Source organism: Izhakiella australiensis, from assembly GCF_002006995.1.
GTDB classification, from domain to species: domain Bacteria; phylum Pseudomonadota; class Gammaproteobacteria; order Enterobacterales; family Enterobacteriaceae; genus Izhakiella; species Izhakiella australiensis.
In genome coordinates this window covers 82024-94582 of sequence record NZ_MRUL01000001.1, presented here as the reverse complement: position 1 = coordinate 94582, position 12559 = coordinate 82024, and the positions used below count along the sequence as shown (strand labels likewise).

11 protein-coding genes are annotated in these 12559 nt (G+C 53.1%); 6 read left to right on the top strand and 5 right to left on the bottom strand.

Annotated elements, in window-relative coordinates; translation table 11 throughout:
- Window positions 1-22: 22 nt before the first annotated feature.
- The 3 genes from BTJ39_RS00405 to BTJ39_RS00395 all read right to left on the bottom strand — a co-directional run bounded on the left by BTJ39_RS00405 (window position 23) and on the right by BTJ39_RS00395 (window position 3616).
- Window positions 23-1039 (bottom strand): substrate-binding domain-containing protein, encoded by a 1017-nt coding sequence (locus BTJ39_RS00405; protein ID WP_078000687.1) that lies wholly within the window; start codon window positions 1037-1039, stop codon window positions 23-25.
- A gap of 78 nt (window positions 1040-1117) precedes the next feature.
- A complete protein-coding gene (locus BTJ39_RS00400) occupies window positions 1118-2617 on the bottom strand; it encodes a PTS transporter subunit EIIC (RefSeq protein WP_078000686.1) in 1500 nt (499 codons plus the stop codon).
- A gap of 264 nt (window positions 2618-2881) precedes the next feature.
- Entirely contained in the window at window positions 2882-3616 is a 735-nt protein-coding gene (locus BTJ39_RS00395) for a GntR family transcriptional regulator (protein WP_078000685.1), read from the bottom strand.
- Between the two features lie 499 nt (window positions 3617-4115).
- On the opposite strand from BTJ39_RS00395, the gene BTJ39_RS00390 reads away from it, so the two are divergent.
- Genes BTJ39_RS00390 through BTJ39_RS00380 form a run of 3 tightly spaced genes read left to right on the top strand, consistent with a single transcriptional unit; the run spans window position 4116 to window position 6308 of the window.
- The gene (locus tag BTJ39_RS00390; protein WP_078001228.1) at window positions 4116-4577 is read left to right on the top strand and encodes a PTS sugar transporter subunit IIA; all 462 of its coding nucleotides are present in this window, start codon (window positions 4116-4118) and stop codon (window positions 4575-4577) included.
- Window positions 4578-4616: 39 nt separating this feature from the next.
- Complete coding sequence (locus BTJ39_RS00385; protein ID WP_078000684.1) at window positions 4617-4889, top strand: PTS sugar transporter subunit IIB; 273 nt, start codon at window positions 4617-4619, stop codon at window positions 4887-4889.
- Between the two features lie 39 nt (window positions 4890-4928).
- Window positions 4929-6308: a PTS ascorbate transporter subunit IIC gene (locus BTJ39_RS00380; RefSeq protein WP_078000683.1), complete on the top strand. Its 1380-nt coding sequence runs from the start codon at window positions 4929-4931 to the stop codon at window positions 6306-6308.
- A gap of 144 nt (window positions 6309-6452) precedes the next feature.
- Here BTJ39_RS00380 and BTJ39_RS00375 read toward each other — a convergent pair whose 3' ends face one another.
- Window positions 6453-6824, bottom strand: coding sequence for a VOC family protein (locus tag BTJ39_RS00375; RefSeq protein WP_078000682.1), 372 nt, complete (start codon window positions 6822-6824; stop codon window positions 6453-6455).
- 54 nt (window positions 6825-6878) lie between these two features.
- Here BTJ39_RS00375 and BTJ39_RS00370 point away from each other — a divergent pair, with 54 nt between their 5' ends.
- Entirely contained in the window at window positions 6879-7340 is a 462-nt protein-coding gene (locus tag BTJ39_RS00370) for a MarR family winged helix-turn-helix transcriptional regulator (RefSeq protein WP_078000681.1), read from the top strand.
- Between the two features lie 193 nt (window positions 7341-7533).
- On the opposite strand, the gene ssb1 is transcribed toward BTJ39_RS00370, so the two are convergent.
- The gene (ssb1, locus tag BTJ39_RS00365) at window positions 7534-8067 is read right to left on the bottom strand and encodes a single-stranded DNA-binding protein SSB1 (RefSeq protein ID WP_078000680.1); all 534 of its coding nucleotides are present in this window, start codon (window positions 8065-8067) and stop codon (window positions 7534-7536) included.
- 253 nt (window positions 8068-8320) lie between these two features.
- On the opposite strand from ssb1, the gene uvrA reads away from it, so the two are divergent.
- Together uvrA and BTJ39_RS00355 are read left to right on the top strand one after the other, a co-directional pair.
- Window positions 8321-11146 carry an excinuclease ABC subunit UvrA gene (uvrA, locus tag BTJ39_RS00360; RefSeq protein ID WP_078000679.1) on the top strand — a complete coding sequence of 942 codons (2826 nt, stop codon included), beginning with the start codon at window positions 8321-8323 and terminating at the stop codon, window positions 11144-11146.
- A gap of 340 nt (window positions 11147-11486) precedes the next feature.
- A complete protein-coding gene (locus BTJ39_RS00355; protein WP_078000678.1) occupies window positions 11487-12548 on the top strand; it encodes an NAD(P)-dependent alcohol dehydrogenase in 1062 nt (353 codons plus the stop codon).
- Window positions 12549-12559: the final 11 nt, after the last annotated feature.

Sequence of the window (12559 nt, the reverse complement as noted above, 5' to 3'; positions counted from 1 at the left end):
CGTCGGTCAGCACGAAGGTTAATCAGGCAGATTCACGGGCTATCAGCTGCCCGGAGAGGGTAACCGTCTGGGTTTCAAGCTCCGGCTGTTTTAACTTGCGGATCATCAGCGCGGCAGCCTGACGTCCGGCTTCCTCGCTGGCGGAAGAGATATAGGTAAATGATGGCGAGGTCAGGTTAACGTGCAGCATGTCCTCAAACCCGACCAGCGCGACCTGCTGCGTGAGAAACACGTCTTTGCCGATAGTTCGACCCACCTGATGAATGCCGCTGATGCAGCCAATCATCGCATCCGGCGAGTGGCACAGTAATGCCGTGATGGTGTTGTTCTTTTCCAGCAGCTGGCGGGTTGCGATGCTGACCGCATGCGTATTATCACTGCAGGCAGGCGCAGACTCCTCCCGATAAATCATGCCGTTTTGCTTCAGCACACTGCGAAAACCCAGCAGGCGCTGCTGGCGGATCAGATCGCTCTCCTGACCACCGATATAGCCGATGCTGCGATGGCCGCGACCGATTAAATAGCGGGTAGCAAGGCTGGCAGCCTGGCGGTTATCGCGCATCACCAGATTACATCCCGGTTCCATTTGCAGCTGTGACACCACCACCAGCGGTAGAAGGCACTGACGGATGCGCGTCGGTAACGTCGCGCGCGAAACGTCCGAAGAAAGATAGATAACGCCGGCAACGCCCTGCTGTTTAAACGACAGCAGACAGCGTTCAAGCGTCTCGCCCTCATCAAGCGGCTGGCCGAGAAAAACCATATACCCTTGTTTTTCCAGTTCCTGTACTACGCTTGCCATGACCTTGATAGAGAAGCTGTCGCTGAAATCCCGCAGAATTAAGCCGATCAGATTGGAGGTGTTAGCGCGTAAATTGGCGGCCGCAACGTTATGAACGTAGCCTAACTCATTGATGACGGAGTGAACTTTCGCAATAGTCGCATCGGAAATTTTGCCTTTCTGGCGTAGCACCAGCGAGACGGTAGACACCGATACGCCCGCCTGTTTCGCGACATCAATGATACTGACTTTTTTCAAATCCACTCCCTGAAAAATGCAAGCCAATAAAGGGCGTCTCCCGCAAGGGGCGGGAGACGCAACAGCAATATTTTCTGTTTATTTACCGATCATTGTCGACATGGTTTGCGCAATAAATTGCGCTCGCGCGCCAAAAATAATCTGAATGCCTCTGTCGCCGACGAACACCACGCCACGGGCGCCCAAATCATCCAGTCCCTCTTTGTCGACCAGCTCACGCTTCACCACCTCCAGCCGCAGGCGGGTAATACAGGCGCCAACGGAATCGATGTTTTGCGCGCCGCCAAGCAGGCTGATGATCTCTTTTGCCAGCTCGCTGTCGGTTTTATCACGGGCATCGGCGGTCACCTCGGTGCGCCCCGGCGTTTTGACATCCAGACGGCGGATAACAAAGCGGAAGGTGAAATAGTAAATCAGCGCCATTGGCACGCCAACAATAACCGCATTGAGGTAGTTAGTTTCAAAGCCGTTAAATGACGGCACGATGCCAAACGACAGATAGTCGATAAAACCTGCCGAGAACGATTTTGCGATATGGGCATGTAGCAGGTACATGGTCATATACGCCAGGCCGGCCATGATGGCGTTGAAAACGTACAAAATGGGTGCGACAAAGATAAAGGTGAATTCAACCGGCTCGGTAATCCCGGTCAGAAAGCAGGTTAAGGCAGCAGAAAACAGAATCCCGAAGGCGATCTTTTTATTTTTGCTGTGAGCTTCATGATACATCGCCAGGCAGGCTGCGGGCAGCGCAAACAGCATCAGAGGGAATTCACCCTGCATAAATTTACCGGCATTTTGATAGCTATTGCTGCTAAACGACTTCACGCCCTCTTCCAGCATTTTGAACCATATCGTCTGGTCGCCGTGAATAACCTGGCCGCTTTGCGTGGTGTAATCACCAAATGAGTACCAGAATGAGGGATACCAGATATGGTGCAGCCCAAGCGGAATTAGCGCACGCTCAACCAGCCCGAATATAAAGGTTGAGGCCGCCTGATTATCGCCATTCACCACCACCGATAACGCATCGATTCCGGCCTGAATATGCTGCCAGATATAGGGGAGCGCCAGGCCCAGTAAAAATGACAGGAAGGCGGTGGCAATCGCGACAAAACGCTTGCCGGAAAAGAAGCCAAGAAATTCCGGCAGCTGCATGGCGTGAAAACGGTTATAGCACCAGGCGGCGAGAATACCGCAAATCAGTCCGCCAAAGACCCCCATTTGCAGCGTCGGAATGCCGACAACCATGGCGTATTTACCACCCTGCGCGGCCATTTCCGGGGTAATGTGCAACATCGTACCGATGGTGATATTGGTGACAAACACCGAAACGGCAGCAGAAAGCGCCGCGATGCCGGATTCTGACGCCAACCCGACGGCCGAACCAATGGCGAACAGCATCGGCAGGTTATCGAAGATAACGCCGCCCGCATTCATCATTAGCGGTAGATCAAATTTATTGCCAAATGCCAGCAGCAGGCCTGCGGCTGGCAGCAGTGAGATTGGCAGCATCAGCGCGCGGCCAATCATTGATAGTTTAGACAATGACTTAGTAAAACCTGATATCAGACTCATGCTGATTCCCCCGGTGCGACTTTTTATAGGTATTGGTTTTTTGCCGTTAAGTAGAACGTTCTAGTATAACGTTCTACTTATAATGAAACCCGCCGGAATCCGGCGCAATTGAAATATCAAATTGCCGTAGCAGAAATGTTGAATTTTTGAAGTTGATCGACAATTGACCGCCGGACGCGGCTTAATGGCAACAGAGAGGGAGGCTTAACCGGACGATAAGTTGGAAGGGACGTCGGTGCCGAAGGCGCCAGCCACCAGCAGAATCTAGGTTCTTTCGGTGTTTTGCCTGAGCTGCAGCAGATGGGTGTTAATAATGGCGATATTCACTTCACAAGGCGTTCCATCATCCAGATAAACCGTCTCATTAATTTCCAGAGCGGCGGCATTGTGCTGCAATTTGAGCAAAGTCAGCTGCTGCGGATCGCTGACGTTTATTGCGTTAAGATTCTGCTCACGTCGCTGCACCTTCTTTGCGGTAATCTGCTCAATATACGAATATTTGGAAATTTCCAGCTTACTGAATTCCATACTTTCGAACATATTGACCGGCAAATGGATGTACTCCAGCGCCACCGGGATATCGTTAAAGCACATCAGGCGCAATATCTTGTAGATCTTATCGCTGTTTTTAATCCTCAGCGCCTGTGCCATTTCCGCAGAAGGCACCTTGATTACGCTGGCGGTAATCACCTTTCTTACGCCTTTATAGCCCTTCTTCTGCGCCTGAAAATCAAACGGTGACAGCGCGTGGAAGCGGCCTGCATGATTACTCTTGCCGATCGAACCGACAAAAAGTCCGGACCCTTTTACCCGATAAATTCGCTGCTGTTCAATCAGGATCCTCGTGGCTTCACGCACGGTAGCGCGGGTAATACCGATGTTTTTGGCAATGGCAATTTCAGTATCAAGCCTGTCGCCGGGCAGCAGCCCTTCCCGCTTAATTTTGCCCAGCAGGTAATCGACAACTTCTTTTTGCTTTTCGGTGATGCCATCGATCATCTGCATGTTTCCTGCTCAGTGTAGAAGGACATATCGGGCGCGGCCGGGCGCTAACCTTATATGTCAGAAGATAATTATTTCAAATTTGCCTGACGTATCAGAATGTGATCGAGTTAACGAATTTGCACTCGATAACAACATGTCCGTATAGATTCTAATCCTACATATTGTATCTGTACACGTCCAGGTTCATTATCAAGATGACTAGACATCTTGAGGGTATTCTCTGGTGATACCAGCGGATTAAAATTGATGCACAAAGCGACTACCCATACTGAAAATATGGATTAATTTTCTGATTTTAATACATTAATAGTTTAAAAACCGACGTTGCCATCGCGAAAAAACCGTGACAAACCGCATAAAGCACGATGGGTGCAGAGGTTTAAAAGACACAACATGACTGGATAGCTTAGCGATAAAGCCTGTTAACGCCCCGGCGGTGGAAAGCGCTAAGCGTCATAACCTGTTTTACTCTGACTTATGCGGGAAAAATACCATGGCAAATCTGTCTAACTGGTTGAACAAAAACACTATTCAATACATTGATAGCGTAGCGGACTGGCAGGAAGCCATCGTGCTGGCGGGCCGACCGCTGTTACAAACGGAAGCCATTTCTCAGCGTTACATTGAGACGATTATTGAGCAAAAGCAGCAAATCGGTCCCTACTTTGTTATCGCGCCGCGCATTGCCATGCCCCATGCCAGGCCCGAACAGGGCGCTAAAAAGCTCGGATTATCGGTGGTTAAGCTGGGCTGCGGCATCAGCTTTAATGCCGGCGAAAACGATCCCGTTGATATCATTTTTATGTTCTCCGCTCCGGACAGCAACAGCCACATTGAGATGATTTCGCAGCTGGCGGAAGTGCTTTCTGACGATGAGAAAATGAACCAGATCTTTAATACCCGCAGCCAGCAGCAGCTGGCTGCTCTTTTACTGACGGAAAATGGTGCGGGTTAACCCCCGACGAACGCTGAATAGCAACTAACGAGGTATGACATGAAAATCATGGCGGTATGTGGTGCAGGTCTTGGTAGCAGCTTCATGATGGAAATGAATATTAAAAAGGTTCTGAAGAACCTTGATATCTCCGCCGAGGTTGAGCACTCCGATTTAGGCTCTGTAACCCCGGAGATTGCCGATGTTTTTGTTATGGGGAGGGATATCGCCTACAGCGCTAACCTGCCAGAAAACAAGATGATCATTGTTAACAGCATCATTGATATCAAAGAGTTAGAGCAGAAAATTCGCGATTACTTTGATAAAGCGTGATCGCCAGACTGCTCAGAAACATTTACCGCTGAGGTTAATATGTTTATCCAAAACCTTTTACAGTTCGTTGTAGACGTGATGAAAGTCCCTTCCATTCTGGTAGGGCTGGTTGCGTTATTCGGCCTGATAGCACAAAAAAAACCGTTCCCGGACGTCGTTAAAGGAACGGTCAAAACCATCCTTGGCTTTTTAGTTCTGGCGGGCGGCGCCTCGGTGCTGGTTAGTTCCCTCACGCCGCTGGGCGATATTTTCAAACACGCGTTTAACGTACAGGGGATCATCCCCAACAATGAGGCCATGGTTTCGATCGCCCTGGCGAAATACGGCGCGCCGACCACGCTGATCATGGCATTCGGTATGGTGGCGAATATCATCGTCGCCCGTTTCACCCGGCTGAAATACATCTACTTATCAGGCCATGTCACCTTTTATATGGCATGTATGGTGGCGATCATCCTGTCAGTGGCGGGCTTTACCGGCGTTCAGATGATTTATACCGGCTCTCTGGCGCTGGGCATAATGATGGCGCTGTTCCCTGCCCTCGCTCAGCCGCATATGCGCAAAATCATCGGCAACGATCAGGTCGCGCTGGCCCATACGGGCACTATCGGCTACATCCTTTCCGGCTGGATTGGATCGCTGGTCGGCAAAGGATCTAAGTCTACTGAAGAGATGAATATGCCAAAAAACCTCAGTTTTTTGCGCGACAGCACCATCTCTATTTCCCTGACGATGATGATAATTTATTTAATCCTGTCGATATCCGCTGGCCAGCAGTATGTGGAAAGCCATTTCAGCCAGGGGCAAAATTACCTGGTTTACTCTTTCGTTCAGGCCATCACCTTTGCTGCCGGCGTGTTTATCATCCTGCAAGGCGTGAGGCTGATACTGGCCGAAATCGTCCCGGCCTTCACCGGCTTTTCGGAAAAGCTGGTGCCTAACGCGCGCCCGGCGCTGGATTGCCCCATCGTTTTTCCCTATGCGCCTAATGCGGTGCTGGTTGGCTTTATCTCCAGCTTTGTCGGCGGCTTAGTGGGCCTGTTCTTCCTCGGGCAGCTGAAATGGGTGCTGATTCTGCCCGGCGTAGTGCCGCACTTTTTCTGCGGCGCCACGGCAGGCGTATTTGGTAACGCCACCGGCGGCAAGCGCGGCGCAATCCTGGGGGCCTTCGCCCATGGGATATTAATTACCTTCCTGCCCGTTGCCTTGCTGCCAGTGCTTGGTGCGCTGGGGCTGACCAATACCATGTTCTCAGATACCGATTTTGGCGTAGCGGGAATTATTCTCGGCAACATGGCGCGCTTTATGGATAAAGGCACCATTACCGCCATTATTACCGGTATTTTTGCCCTGCTGGTTATTTATAACTTCGCGACCGGCAGCAAGAACAAGGCTGCGGCTGAGGAAAGTGAAGGGTGATATAGTCAGTACGTCTCTTGCAAAAAAGCACGCCTCTTTAAAAAACCCCTGTCTGACAGGGGCTTATCTATAAAAGCTTACGCTTTTGCAATAGTCCCGATCATCACACAGATAGAAACCTTTTGACTTAAAAAGCAAAGGCGACTATCGACTTTGCGCCGTATGGAAGGTTATCTGGTAACCATCAGGGTCAGCGGCGACGAAGAAGCGGCCAAAGGGGCCGTCGGCTGGCGGGCTGAGGATAACGCCGCCCCGACTGATGATAAGATCGTGCAGCGCATCGGCGTCGGCGCAGGCAACCCATAGCACCATGCCGATACCGAGCGGTCCCGCCTCGGGAAGCACATGCAGAGGCTCTCGCAACGCCAGAGGAGTCGGCTCAGTGTCAAAAATAACCGCTCCTGGAGGGCAATGCGTCGCAGCGGTAAATCCGTAAGTTTCGAGGTAAAATTTGCGGGATGCAGCAAGGTCGCGTACTTGTAAGGCAATGAAGTCGGGGCCAATTAAAGTTGTCATGTTAGCGCCTGTAAATGCATATAAGGGTACTGACATTAATATAAGGACACTGATATGTCAACAGGCAAACCAGCGCCACGAAATGCGGCTGACTGGATAGGCTATAACTTGAAAATAACGCAACACAGATTGAGGCTGCGCCTGAATGCTGAATTGGCGCAGCTTGGCATTACCGCCCCACAGAACGCGGTTTTGCTCGCCGTTGCTGGTAATCCACGTATTTCTAATGCCGAGTTGGCTCGCGCCGCTTTCGTTACGCCGCAGACCATGCAAGCGATCCTTGTCAATTTGCAACGCAGCGGCCTGATTGCGCGCAAATCGCACCCGGATCATGGACGGGTGATAATGACTGAATTGACGGAGGCGGGCCTGAAGGCCGTTACCGATGGTGCGAAGGCCGCTGATGCCGTAGAGAAGCAGATGCTTTCTTCGCTGTCATCTGAAGAAGCCCGACTCCTTTGCGAATTACTCAAACGCTGTGCGGCTGCCCTTGATGATAAATCGTCCGCTAGCTGAGGCATATATCTGCTAATTCGGGATTCTGAGCGATTCCCTGCGGCTGGCGTAGCTGAATTGCCTTAACGTCTTTTGAGTATGCCGGAACCGGAGCTGGCATGCGTCAGCTCATGCCTGATGAAAAGATAGTTTATTTAAATTTAAAGCCCCGGAGAGGGGCTTTAAGTCTAAAGATTATAAAAAAACGGCGCGCTTAAAAAGGGATATCGTCGTCGAAATCCATCGGCGGCTCATTGTTAGACGGCGCGCTGTTCTGCTGCGGCTGGGACTGCCCGCCGCCGCTGAACTGATTACCACCCTGCGGCTGCTGCGGCTGGCCCCAACCGTTGTTGTTGTTGCCCGATGAAGCGCCGCCGCCCATCGGCGCGCCGCCACCCTGACGTCCACCCAGCATCTGCATGGTGCCGCCAACGTTAACCACGATTTCGGTGGTGTAGCGATCCTGACCGCCCTGATCCTGCCATTTGCGGGTGCGCAGCTGACCTTCAATGTAAACCTGGGAGCCTTTGCGCAGGTATTCGCCCGCGACTTCAGCAACCTTACCGAACAGCACCACGCGATGCCATTCGGTAATTTCTTTTTGTTCACCGGTCTGCTTATCACGCCAGCTCTCAGAAGTCGCGACGGTAATATTGGCAACAGCGCCACCGCTCGGCATATAGCGTACTTCCGGATCCTGGCCAAGATTCCCCACCAGAATGACTTTGTTTATGCCTCTGCTGGCCATGTTTGTTTCTCCCGATGAAATTGAGTCAACTTTCTACCAGGAAAGTCTACCATTACATTGCAACTCTGCATACGGAGTTAACGACATGCTTTCAGGTTATACGACCCCGGCTGCAAAATTTTCCGCCGCACAAAACCGCAACAATTGGCGGCTATACTGTATATTCAGCCAGTTATTTTTATGCCATAATAACCTGTTTCGTTCTGGCCGTGCCGGGGGGCATGGCGGCATTTGTGCTAACCGGGAAAAGTGAATGGATAAGATAGAAGTTCGTGGTGCCCGCACCCATAACCTTAAGAATATCAACCTGATCATCCCGCGGGATAAACTCATTGTCGTAACCGGCCTTTCCGGCTCAGGCAAATCCTCTCTGGCGTTTGATACCCTGTACGCTGAAGGCCAGCGCCGCTATGTCGAATCGCTGTCCGCCTATGCGCGCCAGTTTCTTTCGCTGATGGAAAAGCCGGATGTCGATCATATTGAAGGGCTATCCCCGGCGATTTCAATTGAACAGAAGTCTACGTCGCATAACCCGCGTTCGACGGTCGGCACCATCACCGAAATCCATGACTACCTGCGCCTGCTGTTTGCCCGCGTCGGCGAGCCGCGCTGCCCGGATCACGATGTCCCCCTGACCGCGCAGACCGTCAGCCAGATGGTGGACAACGTGCTTTCCCAGCCGGAAGGCACCCGCCTGATGCTGCTGGCGCCGGTGGTGCGCGACCGTAAGGGTGAGCACACTAAGACGCTGGAAAACCTGGCAACCCAGGGCTATATCCGCGCCCGCATCGATGGCGAAGTCTGCGATCTGTCCGATCCGCCGAAGCTGGAGCTGCAAAAAAAGCATACCATCGAGGTGGTGGTCGATCGTTTTAAAGTACGTGCCGATCTGGCGCAGCGGCTGGCGGAATCGTTTGAAACCGCCCTTGAGCTTTCCGGCGGCACCGCCATGGTGGCCGATATGGACAACCCAAAGGCGGAAGAGCTGCTGTTTTCGGCAAACTTCGCCTGCCCGGTTTGCGGCTACAGTATGAACGAGCTGGAGCCGCGCCTGTTCTCATTTAACAATCCGGCGGGCGCCTGCCCCACCTGTGACGGCCTCGGCGTACAGCAATATTTCGATCCCGATCGCGTCGTGCAAAACCAGGAGCTGTCGCTGGCCGGCGGCGCCATTCGCGGCTGGGATCGCCGCAACTTTTACTATTTTCAGATGCTGCGCTCGCTGGCGGACCACTATCATTTTGACGTCGAAGCGCCGTTCGAGTCGCTGAAAGAGAACGTGAAAAAAGTGATTCTTTACGGTTCCGCTAAAGAGTCTATCGAGTTTAAGTACATCAACGATCGCGGTGATACCTCGGTGCGTCGCCACGCCTTTGAAGGCGTGCTGCACAACATGGAACGCCGCTATAAAGAAACCGAATCCACTGCGGTGCGCGAAGAGCTGGCGAAATTTATCAGCAACCGCTCCTGCACCAGCTGCCATGGCACCCGCCTGCGGCGTGAAGCGCGCCACGTTTTCGTGGAAAACACCACCCTACCGACAATCTCAGATATGAGCATCGGCCATGCGATGGCGTTTTTTCAGAATATTAAGCTCAGCGGACAGCGGGCAAAAATTGCAGAGAAGGTGCTCAAGGAGATCGGCGATCGCCTGCGCTTTCTGGTCAACGTCGGCCTGAATTACCTGTCGATGTCACGCTCGGCGGAAACCCTCTCCGGCGGCGAGGCGCAGCGTATTCGCCTCGCCAGCCAGATCGGCGCCGGCCTGGTCGGCGTAATGTACGTGCTGGATGAACCCTCCATCGGCCTGCACCAGCGGGACAATGAGCGGCTGCTTGATACCCTGGTTCACCTGCGCAACCTCGGTAATACGGTGATCGTGGTCGAACACGATGAAGATGCAATCCGCGCGGCGGACCACGTTATCGATATCGGTCCGGGCGCCGGCGTTCACGGCGGCGAGATCGTCGCAGAAGGCACGGTAGACGATATCATGGCGGTCGAAGATTCGCTGACCGGGCAGTACCTGAGCGGCAAGCGGGCGATTGAGGTGCCAAAAGAACGCGTAAAAGCCGACCCGGGCAAGGTGCTGAAACTGACCGGCGCCAGCGGCAACAACCTGAAAGACGTAACGCTGACGCTGCCGGTTGGCCTGTTTACCTGCATTACCGGGGTTTCAGGCTCAGGTAAATCGACGCTGATTAACGACACGCTGTTTCCGGTTGCCCAGCGCGTGCTGAATGGCGCAACGATGGCGGAGTCGGCCCCCTATCGCGAAATCAGCGGTCTCGACCACTTCGATAAAGTGATCGATATCGACCAGAGTCCGATTGGCCGTACGCCCCGTTCTAATCCGGCAACCTATACCGGTATTTTCACTCCGGTGCGCGAGCTGTTTGCTGGCGTGCCCGAGTCGCGTTCGCGCGGCTATACGCCGGGACGCTTCAGCTTTAACGTCCGCGGCGGCCGCTGCGAAGCCTGCCAGGGCGACGGGGTGATTAAAGTGGAAATGCACTTTCTGCCGGATATCTACGTCCCCTGCGATCACTGCAAGGGCAAACGCTATAATCGCGAAACCCTGGAGATCAAATACAAAGGTAAGAGCATTCACCAGGTGCTGGAAATGACGATCGAAGAAGCGCGTGAGTTCTTTGATGCCGTACCGGCGCTGGCGCGTAAGCTGCAAACGCTGATGGACGTCGGCCTGTCTTATATTCGCCTTGGGCAGTCTGCCACCACCCTTTCCGGCGGTGAGGCGCAGCGCGTTAAGCTGGCGCGTGAACTGTCGAAGCGCGGTACCGGTCAAACGCTGTATATTCTCGATGAACCGACTACCGGCCTGCATTTTGCCGATATTCAACAGCTGCTGACGGTGTTGCACCAGCTGCGCGATCAGGGCAATACCATCGTGGTGATTGAACACAATCTGGACGTAATTAAGACCGCTGACTGGATCGTGGATCTTGGTCCGGAAGGCGGCAGCGGCGGCGGTGAAGTTCTGATCTCTGGTACGCCGGAAACGGTAGCAGATTGCGAGAAGTCACACACCGCACGCTTTTTGAAAGCGATGCTGAAATAGCATTAAGCACCGACTGCGGGCGGTGGTAGCGACACCGCCCGCAGTAAACAGCTTTGGACAAATGTGCGATTTTCGCACTATCCAATGCCATGAAAAATAAGCCGTTTACCCCTCATATTATTGCAATTCGGTAAATTCTTGCAGAATCAGGCAAGATTTAAACAGATTCTGGTATACCCCCTTCGCGCTTTGACGACTAAGCTTATTGCTCTTCGATGGGCGCTGTGTTTTCAGGTGCGTTTTGCACCGCTTCCCATCACGCTCGCCGCCGCCAGGGCAACATCTGCGACTGGCGAGGTATCTCTGAACGTCACTTCTTATCGTTTAATCTGGAGAAATCATGAAGATAACCCATGCTTATGCCGCTCAGGACGCAAAAGCCAAACTGGCACCCTTTGAGTTTCAGCCGCGTGAGCTGCGCGAGAAAGATGTACAGATCGAAATCTTGTTCTGCGGCGTCTGCCATTCCGATCTTCACCAGGCACGCAATGAATGGCGTAATACCATCTATCCGGTGGTGCCGGGCCATGAAATTGTTGGTCGCGTTACGGCCGTTGGCACACAAGCCAGCAAATATAAGCAAGGCGACATTGTCGGCGTTGGCTGCCTGGTTGACTCCTGCCGCAGCTGTCCCAGCTGTCAGGAAGGGCTGGAACAGTACTGTGAAAACGGCTTCGTCGGCACTTACAACGGCACCGACCGCTTCGACGGCAGCAATACCTACGGCGGCTATTCCAGCCAGATAGTCGTACATGAAGACTTTGTCCTGCGCGTACCGGAAAATCTGGAGCTGGCCGGCGTGGCGCCACTACTGTGCGCCGGCATCACCACCTACTCACCGCTGCGCCACTGGAACGTCGGCCCCGGTCATAAAGTCGGGATCGTAGGCCTGGGCGGACTTGGCCATATGGGCGTCAAGCTGGCCCACGCCATGGGTGCAAAAGTGGTGCTGTTTACCACTTCACCGTCGAAAATCGAAGATGGGAAGCGCCTTGGCGCTGACGAAGTGGTGATTTCGAAAGATGCCGATCAGATGGCGCAGCATGCCAATAGCTTCGACTTCATCCTGAATACGGTTGCCGCCCAGCACGACCTGGATCAGTTCACCACCCTGCTGAAGCGAGACGGTACGATGACGCTGGTCGGCGTGCCGGAGCACAGCCATCCATCACCGGCGGTATTCAACCTGATCTTTAAGCGCCGTTCCATCGCCGGTTCGCTGATTGGCGGCATTGCCGAAACCCAGGAAATGCTCGACTTCTGCGGTAAGCATGGCATCACCTCGGACATCGAGATGATCGATATGGACTACATTAACGAAGCCTATGAACGCATGCTGAAAAGCGACGTAAAGTATCGCTTTGTTATTGATATCAAGTCGCTGCGTAAGCAGGTTGCCTGATAGCCAGGCGG